This window comes from Streptomyces flavotricini, from assembly GCF_020639365.1.
Lineage (GTDB): Bacteria > Actinomycetota > Actinomycetes > Streptomycetales > Streptomycetaceae > Streptomyces > Streptomyces flavotricini.
The window spans coordinates 5,632,620-5,655,559 of record NZ_JAINUL010000001.1 but is presented as its reverse complement, the minus strand read 5'-3'; the positions used below and the strand labels follow the sequence as shown (position 1 = coordinate 5,655,559).

The following is a 22,940-nucleotide window of genomic DNA, read 5'->3' as shown; positions in this document are numbered from 1 at the left end:
AAGACTTTATGTGCGGAATCGTGGGTTACATCGGCAAGCGTGACGTGGCACCGCTGCTGCTGGAAGGCCTGCAGCGACTGGAGTACCGCGGGTACGACTCCGCGGGCATCGTCGTCAACAACCCGAAGTCCCCCGCGCTCAAGGTGGTCAAGGCCAAGGGCCGGGTCCGCGAGCTGGAATCCCGGGTCCCCAAGCGCTTCGCCGGCACCACCGGCATCGCCCACACCCGCTGGGCCACCCACGGCGCGCCGAGCGACATCAACTCGCACCCGCACCTCGACGCCGACAACAAGGTCGCGGTCGTCCACAACGGCATCGTCGACAACGCCGCCGAGCTCCGCGCCAAGCTGGAGTCCGAGGGCGTCGTCTTCGTCTCGGAGACCGACACCGAGGTCATCGTCCACCTGATCGCCCGCTCCCAGGCCGACACCCTCGAGGAGAAGGTCCGCGAGGCCGTCAAGGCGATCGAGGGCACGTACGGCATCGCCGTCATGCACGCCGACTACGCCGACCGCATCGTCGTGGCCCGCAACGGCTCGCCGGTCGTCCTCGGCATCGGCGAGAAGGAGATGTTCGTCGCCTCGGACGTCGCCGCGCTCGTCGCCCACACCCGCCAGGTCGTCACCCTCGACGACGGCGAGATGGCCACCCTCAAGGCCGACGACTTCCGCACGTACACCACCAGCGGCGCCACCACCACGGCCACGCCGGAGACCGTGGAGTGGGAGGCCGCCTCCTACGACATGGGCGGCCACGACACGTACATGCACAAGGAGATCTCCGAGCAGCCCGACGCGGTCGACCGCGTGCTGCGCGGCCGGATCGACGACCGCTTCAACACCGTGCACCTGGGCGGCCTGAACCTGGACCCGCGCGAGGCGCGCGGCATCCGCCGGGTCAAGATCCTGGGCTGCGGCACCTCGTACCACGCGGGCCTGATCGGCGCCGGCCTCATCGAGAGCATGGCCCGCATCCCCGCGGACGCCGAGCCGGCCTCGGAGTTCCGCTACCGCAACCCGGTCGTCGACCCCGACACCCTCTACATCGCCGTCTCCCAGTCCGGTGAGACGTACGACGTGCTGGCGGCCGTGCAGGAGCTGAAGCGCAAGGGCGCCCGCGTCCTGGGCGTCGTCAACGTCGTGGGCTCCGCGATCGCCCGCGAGGCCGACGGCGGCGTGTACGTGCACGCCGGCCCCGAGGTCTGCGTCGTCTCCACCAAGTGCTTCACCAACACGGTCGTGGCCTTCGCGCTGCTCGCCGTGCACCTGGGCCGGATCCGGGACCTGTCGGTCACCGACGGCAAGCGGATCATCGAGGGCCTGCGCAAGCTGCCCGCGCAGATCCAGGAGATCCTCGAGGGCGAAGAGGACATCAAGAAGCTGGCGGCCGAGTACGCCGAGGCCAAGTCGATGATGTTCATCGGCCGGGTCCGCGGTTACCCGGTGGCGCTGGAGGCCTCCCTCAAGCTCAAGGAGATCTCCTACATCCACGCCGAGGCCTACCCGGCCTCCGAGCTCAAGCACGGCCCGCTCGCGCTCATCGAGCCGGCGATGCCGACGGTCGCGATCGTCCCGGACGACGACCTGCTGGAGAAGAACCGCGCGGCGCTGGAGGAGATCAAGGCCCGCAGCGGCCGGATCCTCGCGGTCGCCCACCGCGAGCAGGAGAAGGCGGACCACACCATCCTCGTACCCAAGAACGAGGACGAGCTGGACCCGATCCTGATGGGCATCCCGCTCCAGCTGCTGGCGTACCACACGGCCCTGGCCCTGGGCCGGGACATCGACAAGCCGCGCAACCTGGCGAAGTCCGTCACGGTCGAGTAGTCGCGCCTGCCCGCCAGGCAAGCGGAACGGCCCCCGGGGATTCCCCCGGGGGCCGTTCCCGTACGCCGGTTCAGCCCGCGGCGACCGCGCCGCGCCCCGAGGCCTTGCCCAGTGCGGTGGGCCAGTGGGCCAGCGCGGCGGTCGCGCCGTACCAGAACAGCAGCCCGGAGAGCGCGGCCACCCAGCCGGCGGCCTTGGCGAGCCCGCCGCTGCCGGCGAAGGAGCCGACCGCGAGGAGCAGCAGGGAGAGGGTGAGCAGGGCGTACGCGCCCTGACCGAACAGTCCGCTCGCGGCACTCACGGTGAGGGTCAGCGCGAGCAGGGCGAAGAGGACCAGGAACAGTCCGGCCGCGTGTGCCGAAACCTTTCCGTCCGCCCCTGCCGCCCAGGTGAACCAGAAGGCGCCGAGGCCCGCGAACGCCGTGCCGTTGAAGCCGTTCCCGCCGCGGAACTCGAGGACTCCGAGGACGAACAGGGCGAGACCGCCGACGTAGGTCGCGAGTGACACGGAGTTGGCGACGGACACTCCGCTGACGATGGCGGTGTGGCCGATACCGAATGCGAGAAGGGTGAGACCCAGGGCTATGTTCCCGAGGGTCGAAGTCGAGGCCGTGCTTCCCGCAGAGACACCATTGTCCACGGCGGGCTCCCTTCGATCTGCAGTTGTTTGCTGCGTCCCAGCAGCATTTATCTACCCTTTACAAAGGGGTTCACAACCGCACGAGCGACGTACAGCGGGTTACGGAATGACAACAACCGGTCGCTGTGCGCGCTTGGCCAGCCGGCCCGCCACCGAGCCGAAGATCCGGCCCACGATCCCGTGCGTGGAGCCCACCACGATGGCGTCCGCCGAGTACTCCCGGCCGACCTCCTCCAGCTCGTGGCAGATGTCCCCGCCGCGCTCCACCAGGATCCACGGCACCTCGGTGAGGTAGTCCGCGCAGGCGAGCTCCAGTCCCAGCACCTCGGTGCGGTGGTCCGGCACGTCCACGAAGACGGGCGGCTCACAGCCGGCCCACACGGTGGTGGGCAGCCGGTTGGCCACGTGCACGATGATGAGGCCGGATCCGGAGCGGCGGGCCATCCCGATCGCGTACGCCAAGGCGCGCTCGCTGGAGGTGGAGCCGTCGAACCCCACCACGACCCCGTGCCGGAAGGCCGGGTCGCAGGGATGACGTGTCTGTTCCGCCGCACGCAGGTCGCTCGACGTGTGGTCTGCGAGCGGTTTGCGCTTGCGGTCCGCGGGTTCGGGAGTTTCGTGACCGGCCATGGATGTCTCGGCGAAGAGGTCCTCGGGGGAAGGGACAAGGCAACGGGGCGGCGATGGGCGGAAGCGACGATTGAAAAAACGACGACTCTGGGTGACGGAGCTCTGTCCGGGAAGCATCTTCCCAAGCCCTTACCCACCAGGGTACGGCGACACTCCTGTCCTGCACAGGGCATGCCGCCCTTGGAGAGCGTCCCAGGGAGCATGCCGGAGCGAGGGCTCCTTGGCAATGGCCGCTGTCCCCTACAGCCAGTGACGAGTTGCCGCACGGGCCACTCGTGCGCCACCCGTGCGCGCAGTGACCGAGCCGCGTCGCGCGCCGTTGAACAGGCGTCCGACCGTCCAGGAAGAGCCCGCAGGGAGCACGCCGTGCCCGGCCATCCGGTTCACCCCGTCCAGCCCGCTCAGCACACCGATACGACACCGCATTTCACGCCCGCTCCCGTTCACTCGTCCGTGCACCCGGCCAGACGCCCCCATGACGACCCGGCGGGTGACGTGGTGCGCTGGGCCTCCTTCAGCTGCCTGCTCGTGCCCGTGGTGCTGGTCGTGTACGGAACCTCCTTCGGCGGGGCCGCCGTGGCGACCCTCGGGCTGGTCGCGGTCACGGCGGCGTGCCGGGCGATGCTGCGCTACTCGGAGAAGGCGGAGCGGGCCGCCCTGGCTTTCGCGGAGGACCGGATTCCGCCGGGCGGGCGGCGCCGGCGTTCGCGCGCCGGGGGTGGGTCCGGGGGTCGCGGCTGCCACACGTCCGGTGGAATTTCCCCCGAGGACTGACTGATTCGCACACCCACACCCGCATGTTTTCAGCCAACTTCCCGGAACAATGCCGGTCTTGCCGGAATGCCCCCTCAACCCCCCTACCACCAGCGACGACAGAGCCAAGGGGGCTCCGAGACCCTATGGGTACTGGCCATGGCCGGAGGGCGAGCTTCCCACTCCGGTAGCGGAGTGGAAGGCTTCCTGATCGAATGCTTTTCGCCAAGTTGCCAAGTCGACATAGCGCTGCGTGCTGAACTTGTCACGCCGACACCACGGGACGCAGTAGATTCGATCATGTATTTACGGCGGGGGATCCACGTGCAAGGCCGAGGGGAAACGTGCAGGTGCGACCAGACCAAGGAGTCGCGACACCCAAGGGGGGCTTAGCCATGAGCCAGGATTCCACCGCCGTCGTCGCAGACGCCGGCAGGAAGCTCGCGGGGCGTCGCCGCAGGGAGATCGTCGCGGTGCTGCTGTTCAGCGGCGGACCGATCTTCGAGAGCTCCATTCCACTTTCCGTGTTCGGCATCGACCGGCAGGACGCGGGAGTTCCACGCTATCGACTGCTCGTCTGCGCCGGGGAGGACGGTCCGCTGCGGACCACCGGCGGACTCGAGCTCACCGCGCCGTACGGGCTGGAGGCGATCGCCCGGGCAGGCACGGTCGTCGTTCCGGCCTGGCGCTCGATCACTTCACCGCCGCCTCCGGAGGCGCTCGACGCACTGCGTCTGGCGCACGAGGAAGGCGCCCGGATCGTCGGACTGTGCACGGGGGCCTTCGTGCTCGCCGCCGCCGGTCTGCTGGACGGCCGGCCCGCGACGACGCACTGGATGTACGCGCCGACGCTGGCCAAGCGGTACCCGTCCGTCCATGTCGATCCGCGCGAGCTGTTCGTCGACGACGGCGACGTGCTGACCTCCGCGGGCACCGCGGCCGGAATCGACCTGTGCCTGCACATCGTGCGCACGGATCACGGCAGCGAGGCGGCCGGGGCACTGGCCCGCCGGCTCGTCGTCCCGCCGCGGCGCACGGGCGGCCAGGAGCGCTATCTCGACCGGTCGCTGCCGGAGGAGATCGGCGCCGACCCGCTGGCCGAGGTCGTCGCCTGGGCCTTGGAGCACCTCCACGAGCAGTTCGACGTGGAGACGCTCGCGGCCCGCGCGTACATGAGCCGGCGCACGTTCGACCGCCGGTTCCGCTCGCTGACCGGCAGCGCGCCGCTGCAATGGCTGATCACCCAGCGGGTGCTCCAGGCCCAGCGGCTGCTGGAGACCTCCGACTACTCGGTCGACGAGGTCGCCGGGCGCTGTGGCTTCCGCTCGCCGGTCGCCCTGCGCGGGCACTTCCGGCGCCAGCTCGGGTCCTCCCCGGCCGCGTACCGCTCGGCCTACCGGGCACGCCGGCCGCAGGCCGACGTGTCGCAGGTCTCCGAGATGTCGGGGAACCCGGTGCCGCACCAGCGCACCCCGCAGCCCCAGCGGGCGGCGGCGGCCCTGGCCGCGGCCGGCCCGACGGTGACGGAGCTGTACGCCCCGAACCGGGTCCTGCGCGAGCACGCGTAGCTCCCGCCACGGGCACTGCCTGACGGAGGTCCCCCGCATCGGTCGCCACCGGAGCGGGGGACCTTCCGCGTTATCCGCATAAGCTGGGCCGCATGAACGATCGCATGGTGTGGATCGACTGCGAGATGACCGGGCTCTCGTTGACGGACGACGCACTTATCGAGGTGGCCGCACTGGTCACCGACTCGGAGCTCAACGTGCTCGGCGAAGGCGTGGACCTCGTGATCCGCCCGCCGGACGCGGCCCTGGAGACCATGCCCGACGTGGTGCGCGAGATGCACACCGCCTCCGGACTGCTCGACGAGCTGGCCGACGGGATCACCCTCGCCGACGCCGAGGCACAGGTCCTGGCGTACGTACGGGAACACGTGAAGGAGCCCCGCAAGGCGCCCCTCTGTGGAAACTCGGTCGGTACCGACCGCGGATTCCTGCTGCGCGACATGCCCGCGCTGGAGAGCCACCTGCACTACCGGATCGTGGACGTGTCCTCGGTCAAGGAGCTGGCGCGGCGCTGGTACCCGCGGGCGTACTTCAACAGCCCGCCGAAGAACGGCAACCACCGGGCGCTCGCGGACATCAGGGAGTCCATCGCCGAGCTCCGGTACTACCGGGAGGCGGTCTTCGTCCCGCAGCCCGGGCCCGACTCGGACACCGCCCGGGCGATCGCCGCCAAGCACACCCTGTCCGCCGAATAGGACCCGGCGGGGGCCTCCGGAGAAGGGGGCGGGGGAAACGGAGGAGCGAGCACCCTCCCGGACCCTGTACCCTTTTCTTCGGCCGGTCGGTTTTCCGACCGGACATGGTGGGTGTAGCTCAGTTGGTAGAGCACCTGGTTGTGGTCCAGGTGGCCGCGGGTTCAAGTCCCGTCACTCACCCTGCGAGAGGGCCCCGGTACGCGAAAGCGGCCGGGGCCCTCTGCGTTGTACGGACTCCCCGGCATCCGGGGACGGCCTGCGATGACGGCCTACGAGGGCTCCCGCACGACCAGCTCGGTCGGCAGCACCACGGCTGCCTCCCCGGGCTCCCCCGCCATCCGGGCCGGCAGCACGCGCGCCATGGTCCGGCCCACCTCCTCGACCGGCTGGCGGACGCTGGTCAGCGGTGGATCCATGTGCCGGGCCAGCACCGAGTCGTCGAAGCCGACCAGCGCCACGTCCTCGGGTATCCGGCGGCCGGCGGCGCGCAGCTCGCGGCGGGCGCCCACGGCCATCACGTCGGAGGCGGCGAAGACGGCGTCGGGGGCGGGACGGCGCTCCAGCAGCTCGCGCACGGCCCGGCGGCCACCCTCCTCGGTGACATCCCCGTCCGTGATCAGCAGCCCGTCGACGGGGAGGCCTGCGGCCGTCAGGGCCTCCCGGTAGCCGTCGAGCCGGCACCGCGCCCCGTACACGTCGAGCGGCCCGGTGACGGTGGCTATCGCGTGCCGGCTCCGGCCGAGGAGGTGGCGTACCGCCCCGGCGGCGCCCGCCGCGTTGTCGCAGTCGACGGACGGCATCGGCTCGGTGGCCGAGCGGCGGCCGAGCGGCGGCCGCTGATCACGGCCGGGATGCCGAGCTCGGCCAGCAGCTCGGGCAGCGGGTCGTCGGCGTGGACGGCGACCAGTAGGACCCCGTCGACGCGGTGCGCGGACAGGTACTGGGCGAGCCGGCGGCGCTCGCGGTCACTGCCGGCGAAGACGGGCCGGCCGCGCAGCCCTCCGGTGCTGCCGCCCCGGCCGATCAGGTCGGGCCCGCCACGCTGCTCGGGAGGCGGCTCAGCGGCGGCGTTGGCCCGCGTAGAGGAGGGTCGCGGCGGTCAGGACGTAGAGGCCCGCGGTGATGCCCAGGCCGACGGGGTCGACGGCACGGTCGTCACCGGCCTCGATCCACGGATCCAGGCCGCCCAGCCGGTCCTCGAAGAGGACGACGCGCCGCCCCGTAGCGAACTGGCCGTGGCAGTTCTGGATGTCGCCCAGCTCCGCGCGGCTCCCCGAATCGTCGAGGACTCGGCAGAAGTGCCGTACGTCGCCCCTGACGTTGACCCGCTCCCCCGCCTCCACGACCACCGCGCCCGTGCCTTCGCCCAGCTGCTTGAGGTACGTCTCGTTGAGGTTGGACCCGGCGAACAGCCCCAGCGCGAAGACGGCGAAGCCCACCAGGGTGGCGGCGCCCGCCCGCCTCCAGACCGAGCCCGCCACGATCGCCCCCGCTGCCGCGGCGGCGAGGACGATCAGGACGCCGACCCACAACATGCCGTAGGGGTACTGGCTGCCGAAGCCGCCCGCCGTGGCCGCCGTGGGTATCAGAGCCGCCCAGAACAGGGTGTTCGCCGTCCGCCGCGGCCGCACCGCCACGCCCCCCTCCGCACTCCCCGCCACACCGATCCTCTGCATCCCGACACCCTAGGTCGTGTCGTCAAAGCCCCGTCTGGCCGGGCTCGATCGACAAGACACCCCATGGGGGGTGTCCGCAAAGTCCCGCCTGCCCCGCGACGCCCGGCACGCGCCCTAGCCGCGGAAGGCCTCCGCGTGGTCGTGGGCCCACGCTTCGAAGGTACGGGCCGGGTGGCCCGTGAGGTGCTCGACGGCGTCGGTGATCTCGGCCGGTATCCCGTCGCCGGCGGCCCAGTATTCGAGGAGCGCGTCAGCGTAGGGGCCGGGGATGTACCCGTCGACCTCGGCCTTCCACTGCTCGGCGGTGACGGCCTCGAACGGTGCGGGGGTGCCCAGGACCCGCCCGAGTATCGCGAGTTGGGTCGCGAACGTCAGCGACTGCGGTCCCGTCAGGTGGTACGCGCGGCCGGCGAGGGCCGGGTCGGTGAGGACGGCGAACGCGGCCTCGGCGAGGTCGGCCTCATGGACCGGGTCACCGTGCGAGCCCGGGTGGGGCAGGTGGACCGGGCGGCCGGACTTCAGCGACCGGGCCCAGCCGAGGGCATTGCTCGCAAAGGAGCCGGGGCGCAACAGGGTGGTGCGCAGCGGGGAGCCCAGCAGGGCCTCCTCGACGGCGAGATGGGCGGCAGCCAGCGGGCTGTCGGCGGCGCCGGGGGCGAGCACCGAGGAGGAGGACAGGAGCACGACGTGCTCGACTCCGGCGGCGACGGCCTCCTTGACGAAGGCGTCGACGGCGGAGGCCTCGGCGTAGAGGAAGACGGACCGCGCTCCGGCCAAAGCGCCCGGGAAGGTCGCGGGATCTCCCAGGTCACAGCGGACGGTGTCCGGCGTGTCCGGCTCGCGGGAGGCGAGGCGGTGAGGGACGGCGCGGGCGGCGAGGAGGGAGACGAGACCGCGGGCGACGGAGCCGCGGGCACCGGTGACGAGGATCGACATGACGGGTTCCTGCTTCCTGTTCATGTGGACGGTGTCCACGCTAAGATGAGTACGCGGCACAGATTCTGCACCACAAATACTCTGCGCCACGCAGATAAATTTCAGGCATGGAGAAGCCGATGTCAACCGATTCCCCTCGTTCGAGTGACGCCGCCCCCGATGAGTGGAGCCGCGCCGAACTCCTGGCGCGCATCGTCACCGAGAGCCAGCGGCACTACGCCGACTACTCGTTCTTCACGCAGGCGATGGCCGACCACGTCGGCCTGCACCCCACGGACATGCAGTGCGTCGCGCTCCTCGACATGGAACCCGGTCCCGTCAGCACCGGGGACATCGCCCGCCTCACCGGCCTGACCTCCGGCTCCGCGACCCGCCTCGTGGACCGGCTGGTCAAGGCCGGCATCGTCGAGCGCCTCGCCGACCCCCGCGACCGGCGCCGCTCCCTGGTCGCCCTCGTCCCCGAGGCCCGCCGCCGGATCGGCGAGGCCTGGGAGACCCCCGGCCGGGCCTTCGGCGCCGTCCTGGAGGGCTACTCCGACTCCGAACTCGCCGTCATCGCCGACTACCTGCACCGCGCCGCCGAGGTCGGCCGCGCCCAGGCACAGCGCCTGAACTCCGGCGGCTGATCCCTCGTACACGCACCGGCGGCCGCCTCCGCGTCGTTCGCGGTGGCGGCCGCCGGCCGGGCACGGTCGCGTACGGGCGCTACGCGCCCTGCATCTGCGAGAGCCCCTTCGCCAGGTCCTCCGCGTTCATCACCGGGCTGATCTCGATCTCGGCGTTCAGCTCCGTGAAGAGCCCTTCGAGCAGCGCCGGCATCTCCGCGCTGTCCTGCATGTCGAAGACGATCCAGCAGCTCCGGACGCCCTCGGAGGGGCCGAAGTACGCTGCCTCCGGCTTGACCTTCTCCATGAGCTTCTTCATGGCCTGGGGCAGGGTGCCGGCCCTGGTGGCCTCATTGCCGGCCTGCGTGTCGATGTGGGCCCGGAGCATGACTCTCATGCCTGACTCCTTCCGTCGGGCCCACACTCGGCCGGGCCACCGGCACCGGCAACCTCTCCTCGCCCATCCGGCCCCGGCCGAGGCACCGGCCGCGGCACCCGCACCCGCGCCGGCGCCGGCGCCGGCGCCGGCCGGGGCCCCGCGCCGCCCCGGACGTCCTCAGTCGCCCGCCGTCGCGCCCTGGATGTGGAAGTTGAAGTCCGCGTGCCCGAGCGTCCCCATCAGACGGAGCCAGACGGGCAGGAGCATCTCCGTACCGCGGGCCGACTCGATCCCTCCGAGGTCGAGGATGCTCTCCTCCGGCCAGCCGAAGGAGTGGAGGAGTTCGCGTACGGACTTCTTGGCATCGGCGTCCTCGCCCGACAGGAACACGTTGTGTTCGCCCGGCACCCGCGCCGGTTCGACCATGACCTGGCAGTTCATCGTGTTCAGCGTCTTGACCACCCGCAGCCCCGGGAAGGTCCGCTGGAGCAGTTCGCCCAGGCTGTCGTCGTCCACCGGGTCGAGGGTGGGCGGGAACCCGTGCGAGAAGTCCAGCGGGTTGGCGATGTCGATCAGCACCTTCCCGTCCAGGTGCGCGGCGTCCGCCTCCGTCAGGGCGGCCACGCTGACCTGCCCGCCGGTGGCGTTGACCAGGACGTCTCCGTGCCGGGCGGCGTCGGGGAAGGAGGCGAGGCCGACCTGCGGGTTGGCCGACTGCCATTCGGCGTACTCGGTACGGGCGAGGGTGACCTCGGGATCCCGGGTGCCGATGACCACCTCGTGGCCGAGGGAGGCGAGGCGGGCGGCCACCGTACGGCCGACGATGCCGGTGCCGAGGACTGCATAGCGCATGACCGGTTCCATTCCGTTCGAGGGAAGGGACGAAGGACGAGCAACAACCCCCGTACGGTACGCGTCAGCCGCGCCGCTTGCGCCGGCTCACCCGGCGCGTCCGTACGCCGCCCGAGCCGCCCCGCGCCCGGTCGTCCAGGGCGATCCACACCCGGACCTCGGTCCCTCCGAGCATCGAGCGCCCGATCCGCACGTCTCCGCCCGTCGACTCCGCGACCCGGCGCACGATGTCCAGCCCGAGCCCCGTCGAGCCGTCCCGCCCGCCGTCGTTGCCGCGCCGCAGCGCCGCGTCCGGATCGGCGATCCCGGGGCCCGCGTCCGAGACGAGCACAATGACCGCGTCCCCGGCGTCGTGCACGTCCACCGCGAACGGGGTGCCCTCCGGGGTGTGCCGGAACACGTTGCCGAGCAGGGCGTCGAGGGCTGCCGCGAGCTCCGGCCGGGCGACCGGGAGCCGCACCGTGCGGTCCACCCCCGCGAGGCGCACCTCGCGGCCCTCGTCCTCCGCCAGCGCCGACCAGAAGGCCATGCGGTCGCGGATCACCTCCGAGGCGTCGCAGCCCGCCCCGCCCCCGCCGCCGGCCGCGCCGGACGCCGGAGCGCGCTGCTCACGGGCGGTACGGATGATCGTGTCGACCTCCCGCTCCAGCTGCTCCACCGCCGCCCGGGTCTGCTCGGCGGCCGGCCCGTCGCCGAGCGAGGCCGCGTTGAGCCGCAGCACCGTCAGCGGCGTCCGCAGCCGGTGCGAGAGGTCGGCGGCCAGCTCCCGCTCGTTGGCGAGGAGTTCCACCACCTGGTCCGCCATCGAGTTGAACGCGACGGCCGCCGAGCGCAGTTCCTTCGGCCCGTCCTCCGGCACCCGCGCCCCCAGCCGGCCCTCGCCCAGCTGGTGCGCGGCGTCCGCGAGCCGCTCGGCCGGCCGCACCAGCCGGGCGCCGAGCCGGTCGGCGACCGCCACGGAGCCCACGATCAGCGCCAGGCCGACCCCCGCGAGCACCACCCAGGCCGTCGCGACGCCGTTGCTGACCTCGCTCTCCGGTACGAAGATCTCCACGACGGCGATGTCCCCCGAGCCGAGCGCGGTCGGCTGGAGCAGCGCCGAACCGCCCCCGGCCAGCCGGGCCGTCATCGCCCGCCCCATCCGCCGGGTCTCCTCCACGGCGTGCGACCCGGCCCGCGTGGTGCCGATCTCGACGGGTGCGCCGCCCCCGATCGAGGGCACGTGGACCGCCATCCGCTGGGCCGCGCCCATCTGCGTGGACTCGACGGCCTTGCGCAGCTGACCGGGGTCGGTGGTGATGGACAGGGTCGGCCCGATCGTGGCGGCCTGCCGTTCGGCGTTGGAGAAGGCCCGGTCGCGGGCCATCTCCTGGACGACGAGCCCGAGCGGCACGGCGAAGGCCACGACCACCATGGCCGTGACCGCGAGGCACACCTTGACCAGCGCCCATCTCATCGCGCGCCCACCGCGTCCACCGCGCTCACCGGGGCGGCTCCAGCTTGACGCCGACCCCCCGCAGGGTGTGCAAGTACCGCGGCCGGGCGGCCGTTTCGCCCAGTTTGCGGCGCAGCCAGGACAGGTGCACGTCGATCGTCTGGTCGTCCCCGTACGACTGCTGCCAGACCTCGGCGAGCAGCTCGCGCCGGGCCACGACCACCCCGGGCCGCCCGGCGAGGAAGGCCAGCAGGTCGAACTCCCGCCGCGTGAGGTCCAGTACGGCCCCGTCCAGCTCGGCCTGGCGCCGCAGCGGGTCGATGGCCAGCCCGCCCACCCGCAGTACGCGCGAGGGGGGCTCGGCCCCGGCGGCCGCGCGGGCACGGCGCAGGACGGCGGACATGCGGGCGGAGAGGTGCTCCACGGAGAAGGGCTTGGTCAGGTAGTCGTCGGCGCCGTCGTTGAGGAGCCGGACGATCTCGGCCTCGTCGTCGCGCGCGGTGGCGATGATCACCGGTACGTCGGTGATGCCGCGCAGCATCTTCAGCGCCTCCGACCCGTCGAGGTCGGGCAGCCCGAGGTCGAGGATGACCACGTCGAACCGGTGGTGGGCGACCTCGCGCAGCGCCTCCAGGGCCGTACCGACGCTCCGCACGGTGTGCGAGGCCTCGGTCAGGTGCCGGATCAGGGCGGAACGTACGAACTGGTCGTCCTCGACCACGAGCACACTTGCCATGGGCCGCACCGTAGTCCATTCGGGGGACCCGGCGGGGTGTCGGGCCGCTTCCCGGACGCGTGGTGCAGTATGTGCCTTCATGCACCGAGGTCTTGTTCACGCACTCGCCTGGACGCTGGCGACCGGGGCGGCGGTGACGCTGTCCTGGTGGGGCGTGCACACGGTCATGTCCGGAACGGCCTACGATCCGCCGCTGGCGGTGCCGCTCACCACGCAGCCGCTGTCCTCCTCGACGCACGACGCGGCGACGCCCCCGGCCGGGCCGTCCCCGGACGCGCCCTCCCCGTCCGCCGCCTCCCCCTCGGCTCCGCCCTCCGCCGGCGCCTCGCCCTCGAAGCCCGCGCAGAAGGCGGCCCCGCCGAGCCCGAGCCCGGAGGGGCAGCAGGGCGACGGGGATCCGGGCAAGGTGAAGGCCTACCCGGTCACGGGCGGCCGCGTGGTCTTCGACCTCGGGACGTCCTCGGCCGAGCTGGTCTCGGCGACGCCGGACGCCGGCTGGCAGATGCAGGTGTGGAAACAGCCGTACTGGATCCGGGTCACCTTCACGAAGGCGGGCCGGGAGATGTCGGTCTTCTGCACCTGGAACGGCCACCCGCCGCTGGTGGAGACGTACGAGGGCTAGGCGGCGTCTTCTGGATCAGGCCGGGCCCGGGGCGCCCGGCCCGTCAGCGGATGACGCTGATGTTCGTCGCCTGCGGCCCCTTCGTGCTCTGGCCGAGGTCGTACTCGACCTTGTCGTTCTCCCGGAGCTCCTTGAATCCGGTCCCCTGGATCTCGCTGAAGTGGGCGAAGACGTCCGGGGTGCCGTCCTCGGGCGCGATGAACCCGAAGCCCTTCTCCGCGTTGAACCACTTGACGGTGCCCTGAGCCATGTCCCTGTCTCCCTGCTGCCTGACGGTGTCCGGGCGCCCCGGCGGGGCATCCGACTCGCAGACATACCCGCTCCCGGGGTGATCGGACCGCAAGGTCATCCGTACGAGGGCGTGTCGCGACGGACCGCGCCCCTCAGCGGAAGACCGACGGCGGGGGCTCCGGCGAGGCCACCGCCGAGGCGTCCGCGACCGGCGCCGCGCCGCCCGCGAAGTCCGCGAGGGCCCGCCCCTGCTCGACCCGGCCGGGATGCGGATCGCTCGCGACCCGGCGGGTGAACTCGGCGACCGGCAGCTCCCGGTCCGCGGCCACCAGCACCGCATTGCCGAACCGTTTCCCCCGCCACACCACCGGGTCGGCGGCCAGCGCCAGGTGCTCGAAGCGCGACGCGGCCGTCGCGATCTGGCCCTTCAGGTGCGCGAGCGGCGGACCGTCCGCGAGGTTGGCCACGTACCACCCGCCGGGCGCCAGGGCCCGGCGTACGTCGTCCAGGAACTCGGCGCTCGTCAGGTGGGCCGGGGTCCGCGCGCCGCTGAACACGTCCGCGATCACCAGGTCGGCCCAGCCGTCCGGGACCTTGGCCAGGCCCGCCCGCGCGTCCACCGCCCGGACCCGGACCCGCGCCTGCGGGTCCAGCGGCAGGTGCTGCCGTACGAAGGCCACCAGCGCGGCGTCGATCTCCACGACCTGCTGGGTGGAGCGCGGCCGGGCGGCCGCCGTGTAGCGCGCGAGGGTGAACGCGCCGCCGCCCAGGTGCACCACGTTCAGGGGCTGCCGGGCGGGTGCGACGAGGTCGATGAGGTGGCCGATCCGGCGCTGGTAGGCGAAGTCCAGGTACCCCGGATCGCCCAGGTCCACATGCGACTGCGGGGCCCCGTCGATGAGCAGCGTCCAGGCCTCGGCGCGCTCCCGGTCGGGAGCCAGCTCCGCCGTGCCGCCGTCCACCCGCCCGACGACCGCCTCGGAGCCCGCGCTCCCGCCTCCGCGCCCGCGCTGCCTGCCGCCGCCGCTGCCGCTTCCTCTGCCCTTGCCTGCCACCACCCCATTGTCGCCGGTCAGCGGCAGTTGTCCGCCGCCTCGATCAGGCGGGCGGCCTCGCCGAGCGCGGCGCGCAGCACCTCCGGGTCGGTGACCGGACCGACGGCTTCCGGGGGGAGCAGCCAGCCGGTGTCACCGGCGGTGGGCGAGACGTCGCCGAAGCGCATGCCGCGTCCGTTGGTCTGGGTGCAGGCGCTGCCCGGCATGTCCCAGGCGTCGGCGGTGCCGGGCGGGACGATGAAGCCGAGGGTGTCGCCGGAGCCGTCGTGCAGCACCGGTCCGACCCCGCCGGCCAGGCTGGCGGCGCGGCGGATGATGTCCACGGCCTCCAGGCCCTGCCGGGTGGGCACGGTCACCAGGTCCGGCGCCTCGGCCGGGCCCACCGCGCCCGCCGGGGCGACGGCGACGACGGCCGGAGCCACCGGACCGGCCGGAGCCACCCCGGCGACCGGGGCGACCGCCACGGCGGTCGCGGCCGGGACGGGGGTCGAGCCCGAAGACGCGGGCGCGGTGTTCATTCCAGTGCTCTCCATGCCGCCCTCCACCAAGGGAACCCCTCCTCGATCCGCGTACGAGCGGGGCGGGAGTCAGCTCACACCCCGCATGGGCTCAACGCGCGAAAACGTCAACGGGTGCGGTGGCAAGACGCTGCAAAGGATGGCAGTTCATGGCGGATCGCGGGTGAGATATCCCTTTTGTAGCCAAACACCGCGTCAGCCGTCCGCCTCTGGCGGTACTTTCATGCGCGCCGGGACCGGCCCCATCCCGCGGAACCGGCGGTGCGTCCCTTGCCAGAGAGGCCACGTCCATGGCGGCGTTCCCCCACTCACCCAATCAGACGTTCCGGCGACTGCGCGGCCGGAACTCCCCGGCCGAGTTCGCGGCCATGGTGCGCCGGGCCGCGAAGGAAATCGGAGAAACGGTTTCCTGCGACGCCCGCTACATCGGCCGGGTCGAGTCCGGTGAGATCCGCTGTCCCAATTACGCGTACGAGCGGGTCTTCCTGCACATGTTCCCCGGCCGGACCCTGGCCGATCTGGGCTTCTCTCCGCGCGAGGCGGTCCGCGGCCGGTCCGCGCAGCGCAGCGCCCCTTTCACCCACAAGGAGAGCGACGTGCTGCGTCGCGCGTTCATGGCGGGCGGCTCCGCGACCGTGGCGGCCGCGACGATCGGCTTCACCCTGCTCGGCGACACCCGCCGGCCGCCTTCCCGGGCGGGCGAGTCCGAGGCGGCCGCGGTCGAGGAGGCCGTACGCCAGATCCGGCTGCTGGACGACCGGCACGGGGCCGACGCCCTGTACCGCAAGGCCGCCGAACCCCTGCGCACCGCCTACGCGCTGCTGGACGCGGGTGCCACCCGGCAGTCCACCGAGGACCGGCTGCACGCGGGCGCCGGTGAACTGGCCGTCTCCGTGGGCTGGCTGGCGCACGACTCCGGCCGTTTCGACGACGCCCGCTCGCACTACGCGGAGGCCCTCGCCACGGCCCGGGTCGCGGGGGACGCGGGCCTGGAGGCGCACGCCTTCAGCAACATGGCCTTCCTGGCCCGGGACTGCGGCCGGCCCCGGGAGTCCGTACGGGCGGCCCAGGCGGGCCGCCGGGCCGCCCGCTCCCTCGGTTCCCCGCGGCTGCTGTCGCTGCTCGCGCTGCGCGAGGCGGGCGGCTGGGCGGGGCTGGCCGACCGCAAGGCCTGCGAGGAGGCGCTGACCCGGGCGCACACGGAGTTCTCGCGCGGCCCGGCGGCAGCCGACCCGGAGTGGATGTCCTTCTTCGGCGAGGCCGAACTGGAGTCCCTGGAGTCGCGGTGCTGGGCGGCCCTCGGGGAGCACGCCCGCGCGGCCCGGCACGCCCGCCGCGCGGCGGACCTCCAGGATCCGCACTTCGCCCGGAACGTGGCCCTCTACACGGCGGAGCTGGCCGACGACCTGGCGCGCGCGGGCGCCCCGGACGAGGCGGCCTGGGCGGGCGGGCGGGTCCTGGACCTGCTCACCGAGGTCCAGTCCACCCGGATCCGGTCCATGCTCTCGGGCACGGCCCGCACCCTGGTCCCGCACCAGCGCAGCCCCCGCGTGTCCGCCTTCCTGACCCGCCACGCCACGGCCTGACCGCCACTCGACGGTCTGACGCGCCACTCGACGGCCAGACCGCTCGCACCGCCCGGGCCGGGCCCGCCCCGCCGCCGCGCTCAGCCGCTGACGTACTCGTAGACCGCGCCGTCCGGGTGCCGGAGCACGGCCCTCCGCCCGTTCGGCGTGTCGGCGGGCGCGGCGACGAGCTCGGCGCCGGCCGCCCGGGCCTGCTCGACGGCCGCGTCCAGGTCGGCCACGCCCAGGGTCGCGGCCACCCCCGCGAACCGCTCCGCGACCTCGTCCGGTCCGGTGAACAGGAGGAAGGGGCCGACGGCCGCCAGTTGCAGACCGGCGAACGCGAACCGGTTCGCCGGCTCGCCGGTCAGCTCCTCGTAGAACGTCTGGACCGCGTCGAGGTCGGGCACGCGCCGCCTGATCACCACGGAATCGATCGTCACGACCCCATCCTCGCAGCCGCGCAGAGCTCCCAACCAGCCACCCCAGCATGGGACTTCGGACGGAGACCCGACTACAGGTCCAGGTGGCCCGTGTCGTTCCAGCGTTCCAGGGCGGGGGCCCCGTACGCCCAGCCCAGGACCGAGAGGGACGTGGGCTCCAGGCGGATGCGGGCGCCGAAGGAGGCCTCCAGGCCGAGCCAGCGGGCGGCCAGGGTGCGCAGGATGTGCCCGTGCGCGAAGACCAGCACGTCGCGTTCCGCCGAGCGGGCCCAGGCGACGACCTCGTCGGCGCGGGCCGCGACGTCGGCAACGGACTCGCCGCCCGGCACCCCGTCGCGCCAGATCAGCCAGCCCGGGCGGACCGCCTGGATCTCGGCCGGGGTCATGCCCTCGTAGTCGCCGTAGTCCCACTCCATCAGGGCGTCCCACGGATCCGCCTGGGCGCCGAAGCCCGCCAGGTCGCAGCTCTCGCTCGCGCGGACCAGCGGGCTGGTGCGGACCTCCACACCGGGCAGGCCGTTCCAGGGGGCGCGGGCCAGCCGCTCGCCGAGCAGCTTCGCGCCGCGCCTGCCCTCCTCCAGCATGGGCACGTCCGTGCGTCCGGTGTGCTTGCCGAGCTGGGACCACGCCGTCTGGCCGTGCCGGGCCAGGAGGATGCGGGGGGCCATAGGGAACTCTCCCGGTAAGTAGTTTTTCGTACGACTTTGGGCGATTGCGTCGTCCATCCATCATCCATCACATGAACACCAGGCAACCCACCCCGTCGCACAAGCGTCCTACCGCGTATGACTGATCGGCAGAAGCCCACCCGGTGGTGGGCCGAACTGCTGCTCCTGGGGCTCGTCTACGGCGCGTACACCGGTGGCAGACTCCTCGCCCGGGGCGACGTGCACCTCGCCGTCGGCCACGGCCTCTCCGTCCTGCGGACCGAGGAGCTGCTGGGGCTCGACTTCGAACGGCCGCTCAACCGGCTGTTCTCCCAGCAGGCACTGCTCGGCATACCCGCCGACTTCATGTACGCCTCCCTGCACTACCTGGTCACCCCGGCCGTGCTGGTCTGGCTGTACCTGCGCCGGCCCCGGCACTACCGCTCCGCCCGCACCTGGCTCGTGGTCTCCACCCTCCTCGGGCTCGTCGGCTTCACCCTGATGCCCACCTGCCCGCCCCGGCTGCTGGACTCCGCGCAGGGGTTCACCGACACGATGGCCCAGTACAGCGCGTACGGGTGGTGGGGCGCCGAGGCCAGTGCGCCGCGCGGGCTCGGGGGCCTGACCAACCAGTACGCGGCCATGCCGAGCCTGCACGTGGGCTGGGCCCTGTGGTGCGGGGTCCTGCTCTGGCGGCACGGGCGCCACCCGCTGCTGCGGGCGCTCGGCATCGCCTATCCCGCCGTCACCGCGCTCGTGGTCATGGGCACCGCCAACCACTACTTCCTGGACGCGGCGGCCGGAGCCGCCGTGATGGCCGCCGGGTACGCGATCACCCGCCGGCTGCCCGCGCGAGCCGCCCGGCCACCGGCCCGAACAGCCGGTTTCCGCGGTACCGCCCCGATTGTCAGTGGCGGATGGGACACTTCCGCCCGTGAGCTCCTACCCGCCCAGCGGCCCGCCTCCGAAGACGACACTGCGGCAGCGGCTCGCTGACCTGCGCGGCCCCGCCGTGCCGCCCCGCCCGCTCGACGCCCGAGCGCTGGCGGCGCTCGCCGCCAACCCAGGATGCGGCAGACGAGCCCTGCTCGACGGCGCGGGCGTGGACAAGACCGCCCTGGCCGCCGCCCTCGGCTCGCCCGCCGCCTTCGGCCAGTCGCAGTTCGCGATCGTCCGCGGGAACTCCTTCGAGGCCAAGGTCAAGGGCGACGGCGGAGCCGAGCTCCTGCGGCTCGTGCACGAGCACCTCGGCGCGGGCTCCGAGCCCCCCGGCCCGGACGCGCGCGTCCCCGATCTGACGGCCGCCGGGCCCGAGGGCCGCGCCGCCCGCACCGCGCTCGCGCTGCGCGAGGCGACCGCCGCCGCGGCCGCCTCCGGCGCGTGGACCCTGCTGGACCACCCGATGCTGGCCCTGGAGGTGGCGGGCTCCCCCGCCTATCTGGAGCCGGACGCCGTCGTGGTGCACCCCGACGGCCGCTGGACCGTCGTCGAGATCAAGTCGTTCCCGATGATCGACGGGGCCGCCGACGCCGCGAAGGTGGGCGCCGCCGCCCGGCAGGCCGCCGTGTACGTACTGGCCCTGGAGAAGACCGCCGGGAAGCTGGCCTCCGCCGTGGTCGGGCACACCGTGCTGCTCGTCTGCCCGAAGGACTTCTCCAACCTGCCCGCCGCCGCGCCCGTCGACATCCGCCGCGAGCGGGCCGTGACCCGGCGCCAGCTGGAGCGGCTGACCCGGGTCGAGGAGCTGGCCGCGGCCCTGCCCGAAGGGCTCAGCTTCGACCCGGCGCGCCCCGCCGAGGAGCTGACCGAGGCGGTGGCGGCCGTCTCCGCCTCCTACGCCCCCGAATGCCTGGCCGCCTGCGAGCTGGCCTTCCACTGCCGGGAGCGGGCCCGCGCCGCCGACGCGGTGACCGCGCTGGGCCGTTCCGTACGGGGGGAGCTCGGCGCGCTCACCACCGTCGAGGAGGCCCTGGCGGCGGCCGCCGGATCCGGCGGCCCCGACGACCCGACGGCGGCCTCGCTCCACCACGCGGCCCGGCTGCGCGCCGAGGCCCTGGAGGCGGCCGCATGTCCCTGCTGAACACCCTCGCGCGACTGGAGGCCGTCCGGGCGGGCCGGGCCCGGCCCCTGGCGACCGTACGGCACCGGCATCTGAGCGAGCGCCCACTGGTCCTCGTACCCCTGACCACGGCGGGCGAGGCCGGGGCCCCGCTCGGCGCGCTCGTCGGCACGGATCCCGCGGAGCCGCGGCTGCTCGTGGTGGCGCAGCCGCGCGACCGGGACCTGCGCTGGGCCTTCCTGGCGGACCTGGCCGACGTGGTCCTGCCGTACCTGGACGGGTACGCGGACGACGTCGAGTACGTGGAGCGCACCGAGACCGACCCGGACACCGGCGCGAAGAGCAAGGTCGCCGCCGAGCTCTGCCTGGACGCGCCGCAGTTGATCGTGCCGAGCCGGGCCGGCATCGAGTACGTACGGCTGCTGGGGCGGTCGATGCGGTTCAGGCGGACGGCCGAGGAGGATCCGGAGAATCCGTATCCGGCGCCCACGCGGGTGCCGCTGCTGGGGCGCTGGTTCACGCACCTCGGCGAGCGCTCGCGGGTTCCGGGGGCTTCGATGCTGCTGTCGGCGACGGAGCTGCTCGGGCGGCACTGGGCCACCGGCCAGAGCAATCTGGAGGACCAGCACCTGGGCGCCCTGCTGTCGTGGATAGCCCCGCCGGAGGGGGAATCGGGCGCGGAGGCGGCCCTGCGGGCCGAACTGGGCCGCGACCGGGACGGGCAGCTGCTGGTGCCGCCCGCCGGACCGGCCACCGATCCGGCCTTCGACAACAAGCTGCTGGCCCCGGCGATGGCCCGCTACGACGCGGCGCGCGCCGACGGGGACCCGAAGGCGGCGGCCCGCGCCGAGGCGGCCGTCCGGGAGCTCGTCGCGGAGCAGATGCGGCCCACCTGGCGGGCGGTGTGGCAGTCGCTGGAGCTGCTGCGCGCGCTGCCGGCCGGGGAGCGGGCCGAGGAGCGCTGGACCCGCGACCGCTGGTCGTACACCGGCCACCGGGACCGGGTCCGGGCGGGCGAGCCGCCACAGCCGCGCCGCGACGACGCGGTGACGGCCGCGCAGAAGCTGGCGACGCGGGAGACCGAGCAGGTGCGGCTGGACGCCCAGGAGGCGCTGGACGATCCGCTGGTGATGGCGGGCCGGCGGCTGTCGGGCGAGGCCTTCGCGGGCGAGGTCACCGAGGTCGTGATGGAGTGGACGGAGTCGAAGCGGCCGAGTCCGCGCCCGCTGGTGACGGTGGCCACGGAGGACCGTCCGCAGCTCGCCGAGGGCGGCGGCGGCAAGGTGTTCCGCTCGCTTGAGGGCCGCCCGCAAGCGGCGCAGTTCGTCCGCTTCGAGGAGGACGGGCGGCTCGTGCTGCGGCTGCTGGACAAGATGGGCCGCGGCAGGGAGCCGGAGCCGGGCTCGGTGCCGGAGAAGGGCGAGCGGATCTGCTGGACGCTGTTCGAGCACGACGCGCGCGGCGGCCCGAAGCTGCCGGACCCGGAGAAGACCCCGTGGACGCACGGCGGCCCGCCCGGATCCCGGGCCGCCGCTCCGCTTCCTGACGCCGTGACGGACGAGGACATCCTGTGACCACCGCATTCGACCCGGGGGCCGCGGCCGCCGAGGCGACCGCCGCCATCCTGCGCGACACCCTGCACGGCAGCGAGCGCGGCGTGGTCGTCGACTCCCCGCCGGGGGCCGGCAAGTCCACGCTGGTGGTGCGGGCCGCCCGCGAACTGGCCGCGGCCGGGCGCCGGCTGATGGTGGTCGCGCAGACCAACGCCCAGGTCGACGACCTGGTGCTGCGGCTCGCCGACAAGGATCCGGAGCTGAAGGTCGGCCGGCTGCACAGCAGTGAGGGCGACGCCTACGATCCGGCACTGCGCGAGCTGCCCTCGGTCACCCTCTCGGCGAAGCCGAAGGACCTCGCGGAGCTGCCGATCACCATCTCGACGGCGGCGAAGTGGGCGTACGTGAAGGACGCCGAGCCCTGGGAACACGCCATCGTCGACGAGGCGTACCAGATGCGCTCGGACGCGCTGCTGGCCGTGGCCGGGCTGTTCGACCGGGCCCTGTTCGTGGGCGACCCGGGGCAGCTGGACCCGTTCAGCGTGGTCGGCGCCGAGCAGTGGGCCGGGCTGTCGTACGACCCTTCGGCGAGTGCCGTCAGCACCCTGCTGGCGCACAACCCGCAGCTGCCGCAGCACCGGCTGCCGGTGTCCTGGCGGCTCCCGGCGTCGGCAGCGCCGCTGGTCTCACGGGCGTTCTACCCGTACACGCAGTTCCGCAGCGGTACGGGACCGGGCGAGCGGCGGCTGTCGTACGGGGTCGCCGGCGACGGCTCGGGCCCGGACCGGGTGCTGGACGAGGCCGCGGAGTCGGGCTGGGGCCTGCTGGAGCTGCCCGCGCGGCACACCCCGCGCACCGACCCGGAGGCCGTACGGGCGGTGGCCCTGGTGGTCCGGCGGGCGCTGGACCGGGGTGCGGTGACGGCGGACGAGCAGTCGCAGGCCCCGACCCCGCTGACCGCCGACCGGATCGCGGTCGGCACGGCGCACCGCGACCAGGCCTCGGCGGTCCGGGCCGCGCTGGCGGAGCTGGGCGTCGCCGGGGTCACGGTGGACACCGCGAACCGGCTCCAGGGGCGGGAGTACGACCTCACGGTGGTGCTGCATCCGCTGTCGGGCCGCCCGGACGCGACGGCGTTCCACCTGGAGACGGGCCGCCTGTGCGTGCTGGCCTCGCGGCACCGGCACGCCTGCGTGGTGGTGGCCCGGGCGGGCATAGCGGAGCTGCTGGACGACCACCCGTCCACGGAGCCGGTCCAGTTGGGCGTGACGGTGAAGTTCCCGGACGGCTGGGAGGCCAACCACTCGGTCCTGGCCCACCTCGCGGAGCACCGGGTGCCCTGGAGGCCCTGACACGGCGAGACGGCGGCACGATCGCCGGACGGAGTCCGGCACGCCGCCGGAGGCGGCCGGTGAACACAGCCCGGACGGCTGGGAGGCCAACCACTCGGTCCTGGCCCACCTCGCGGAGCACCGGGTGCCCTGGAGGCCCTGACACGGCGAGACGGCGGCACGAT

24 protein-coding genes, 1 tRNA gene and 1 pseudogene are annotated in these 22,940 nt (G+C 73.4%); 12 read left to right on the top strand and 14 right to left on the bottom strand.

From position 1 onward, the window contains the following. The first annotated feature begins 8 nt into the window (after positions 1-8). Positions 9-1,826 carry a glutamine--fructose-6-phosphate transaminase (isomerizing) gene (gene glmS / locus K7B10_RS25780; protein ID WP_229339511.1) on the top strand — a complete coding sequence of 606 codons (1,818 nt, stop codon included), beginning with the start codon at positions 9-11 and terminating at the stop codon, positions 1,824-1,826. A gap of 70 nt (positions 1,827-1,896) precedes the next feature. Here glmS and K7B10_RS25775 read toward each other — a convergent pair whose 3' ends face one another. Together K7B10_RS25775 and K7B10_RS25770 are read right to left on the bottom strand one after the other, a co-directional pair. After that, a complete protein-coding gene (locus tag K7B10_RS25775) occupies positions 1,897-2,466 on the bottom strand; it encodes a GPR1/FUN34/YaaH family transporter (protein WP_229339509.1) in 570 nt (189 codons plus the stop codon). Positions 2,467-2,565: 99 nt separating this feature from the next. Continuing rightward, positions 2,566-3,096: a universal stress protein gene (locus tag K7B10_RS25770; RefSeq protein WP_229339507.1), complete on the bottom strand. Its 531-nt coding sequence runs from the start codon at positions 3,094-3,096 to the stop codon at positions 2,566-2,568. A gap of 453 nt (positions 3,097-3,549) precedes the next feature. Between K7B10_RS25770 and K7B10_RS25765 the strand changes: the two genes are divergently transcribed. The 4 genes from K7B10_RS25765 to K7B10_RS25750 all read left to right on the top strand — a co-directional run bounded on the left by K7B10_RS25765 (position 3,550) and on the right by K7B10_RS25750 (position 6,292). Next, entirely contained in the window at positions 3,550-3,870 is a 321-nt protein-coding gene (locus K7B10_RS25765) for a hypothetical protein (protein ID WP_229339505.1), read from the top strand. A 374-nt stretch (positions 3,871-4,244) separates the two neighbouring features. Beyond that, a complete protein-coding gene (locus tag K7B10_RS25760; RefSeq protein ID WP_229339503.1) occupies positions 4,245-5,417 on the top strand; it encodes a helix-turn-helix domain-containing protein in 1,173 nt (390 codons plus the stop codon). 92 nt (positions 5,418-5,509) lie between these two features. Further along, entirely contained in the window at positions 5,510-6,112 is a 603-nt protein-coding gene (gene orn / locus K7B10_RS25755) for an oligoribonuclease (RefSeq protein WP_048474947.1), read from the top strand. Between the two features lie 107 nt (positions 6,113-6,219). Continuing rightward, a tRNA-His gene (locus tag K7B10_RS25750) sits at positions 6,220-6,292 on the top strand. 89 nt (positions 6,293-6,381) lie between these two features. Here the strand turns inward: K7B10_RS25750 and K7B10_RS25745 are convergent. From K7B10_RS25745 to K7B10_RS25735, 3 genes and pseudogenes are all read right to left on the bottom strand, one after another. Next, positions 6,382-7,094 (bottom strand): annotated as a pseudogene (locus K7B10_RS25745) (substrate-binding domain-containing protein); the annotation flags it as partial. 76 nt (positions 7,095-7,170) lie between these two features. Next, positions 7,171-7,788: a hypothetical protein gene (locus K7B10_RS25740; RefSeq protein WP_229339501.1), complete on the bottom strand. Its 618-nt coding sequence runs from the start codon at positions 7,786-7,788 to the stop codon at positions 7,171-7,173. A 114-nt stretch (positions 7,789-7,902) separates the two neighbouring features. Further along, on the bottom strand, positions 7,903-8,724 hold the full coding sequence (locus K7B10_RS25735; protein ID WP_229345410.1) for an NAD(P)H-binding protein: 822 nt from the start codon (positions 8,722-8,724) through the stop codon (positions 7,903-7,905). Positions 8,725-8,843: 119 nt separating this feature from the next. Here K7B10_RS25735 and K7B10_RS25730 point away from each other — a divergent pair, with 119 nt between their 5' ends. Then, entirely contained in the window at positions 8,844-9,350 is a 507-nt protein-coding gene (locus tag K7B10_RS25730) for a MarR family winged helix-turn-helix transcriptional regulator (protein ID WP_229339499.1), read from the top strand. A 79-nt stretch (positions 9,351-9,429) separates the two neighbouring features. Here K7B10_RS25730 and K7B10_RS25725 read toward each other — a convergent pair whose 3' ends face one another. From K7B10_RS25725 to K7B10_RS25710, 4 genes are all read right to left on the bottom strand, one after another. Beyond that, positions 9,430-9,726, bottom strand: a complete 297-nt coding sequence (locus tag K7B10_RS25725; RefSeq protein WP_229339497.1) for a DUF3303 family protein — start codon at positions 9,724-9,726, stop codon at positions 9,430-9,432. A gap of 159 nt (positions 9,727-9,885) precedes the next feature. After that, positions 9,886-10,560, bottom strand: coding sequence for an NADPH-dependent F420 reductase (locus K7B10_RS25720; RefSeq protein WP_229339495.1), 675 nt, complete (start codon positions 10,558-10,560; stop codon positions 9,886-9,888). 64 nt (positions 10,561-10,624) lie between these two features. Further along, positions 10,625-12,016, bottom strand: a complete 1,392-nt coding sequence (locus K7B10_RS25715) for a sensor histidine kinase (RefSeq protein ID WP_229339493.1) — start codon at positions 12,014-12,016, stop codon at positions 10,625-10,627. A gap of 25 nt (positions 12,017-12,041) precedes the next feature. Beyond that, on the bottom strand, positions 12,042-12,731 hold the full coding sequence (locus tag K7B10_RS25710; RefSeq protein WP_030010722.1) for a response regulator transcription factor: 690 nt from the start codon (positions 12,729-12,731) through the stop codon (positions 12,042-12,044). Between the two features lie 79 nt (positions 12,732-12,810). On the opposite strand from K7B10_RS25710, the gene K7B10_RS25705 reads away from it, so the two are divergent. Continuing rightward, positions 12,811-13,353 carry a hypothetical protein gene (locus tag K7B10_RS25705; RefSeq protein WP_229339491.1) on the top strand — a complete coding sequence of 181 codons (543 nt, stop codon included), beginning with the start codon at positions 12,811-12,813 and terminating at the stop codon, positions 13,351-13,353. Between the two features lie 43 nt (positions 13,354-13,396). Here the strand turns inward: K7B10_RS25705 and K7B10_RS25700 are convergent, their stop codons facing one another. From K7B10_RS25700 to K7B10_RS25690, 3 genes are all read right to left on the bottom strand, one after another. Beyond that, positions 13,397-13,603, bottom strand: a complete 207-nt coding sequence (locus K7B10_RS25700) for a cold-shock protein (RefSeq protein WP_229339489.1) — start codon at positions 13,601-13,603, stop codon at positions 13,397-13,399. Positions 13,604-13,736: 133 nt separating this feature from the next. Beyond that, the gene (locus tag K7B10_RS25695; RefSeq protein ID WP_372481564.1) at positions 13,737-14,666 is read right to left on the bottom strand and encodes a spermidine synthase; all 930 of its coding nucleotides are present in this window, start codon (positions 14,664-14,666) and stop codon (positions 13,737-13,739) included. Next, positions 14,657-15,172 carry a hypothetical protein gene (locus K7B10_RS25690; RefSeq protein WP_229339487.1) on the bottom strand — a complete coding sequence of 172 codons (516 nt, stop codon included), beginning with the start codon at positions 15,170-15,172 and terminating at the stop codon, positions 14,657-14,659. Before K7B10_RS25690 ends, K7B10_RS25695 begins: the two co-directional genes overlap by 10 nt. Before the next feature lie 275 nt (positions 15,173-15,447). Between K7B10_RS25690 and K7B10_RS25685 the strand changes: the two genes are divergently transcribed. Further along, the gene (locus K7B10_RS25685) at positions 15,448-16,743 is read left to right on the top strand and encodes an NsdA family TPR-like regulatory protein (protein WP_229339485.1); all 1,296 of its coding nucleotides are present in this window, start codon (positions 15,448-15,450) and stop codon (positions 16,741-16,743) included. A gap of 80 nt (positions 16,744-16,823) precedes the next feature. Here the strand turns inward: K7B10_RS25685 and K7B10_RS25680 are convergent, their stop codons facing one another. Further along, the gene (locus K7B10_RS25680; protein WP_229339483.1) at positions 16,824-17,165 is read right to left on the bottom strand and encodes a VOC family protein; all 342 of its coding nucleotides are present in this window, start codon (positions 17,163-17,165) and stop codon (positions 16,824-16,826) included. 71 nt (positions 17,166-17,236) lie between these two features. After that, complete coding sequence (locus tag K7B10_RS25675; protein WP_030866362.1) at positions 17,237-17,833, bottom strand: histidine phosphatase family protein; 597 nt, start codon at positions 17,831-17,833, stop codon at positions 17,237-17,239. 117 nt (positions 17,834-17,950) lie between these two features. Here K7B10_RS25675 and K7B10_RS25670 point away from each other — a divergent pair, with 117 nt between their 5' ends. From K7B10_RS25670 to K7B10_RS25655, 4 genes are read left to right on the top strand one after another with little or no spacing between them, the layout of a single operon-like run. Beyond that, positions 17,951-18,808, top strand: coding sequence for a phosphatase PAP2 family protein (locus K7B10_RS25670; RefSeq protein WP_229339481.1), 858 nt, complete (start codon positions 17,951-17,953; stop codon positions 18,806-18,808). Continuing rightward, positions 18,747-19,892, top strand: a complete 1,146-nt coding sequence (locus tag K7B10_RS25665) for a hypothetical protein (protein ID WP_229339479.1) — start codon at positions 18,747-18,749, stop codon at positions 19,890-19,892. Before K7B10_RS25670 ends, K7B10_RS25665 begins: the two co-directional genes overlap by 62 nt. Then, positions 19,880-21,445, top strand: a complete 1,566-nt coding sequence (locus K7B10_RS25660; RefSeq protein ID WP_229339477.1) for a hypothetical protein — start codon at positions 19,880-19,882, stop codon at positions 21,443-21,445. Before K7B10_RS25665 ends, K7B10_RS25660 begins: the two co-directional genes overlap by 13 nt. Further along, complete coding sequence (locus tag K7B10_RS25655) at positions 21,442-22,776, top strand: AAA domain-containing protein (RefSeq protein ID WP_229339475.1); 1,335 nt, start codon at positions 21,442-21,444, stop codon at positions 22,774-22,776. The genes K7B10_RS25660 and K7B10_RS25655 overlap by 4 nt, the downstream gene beginning before the upstream one ends. Positions 22,777-22,940: the final 164 nt, after the last annotated feature.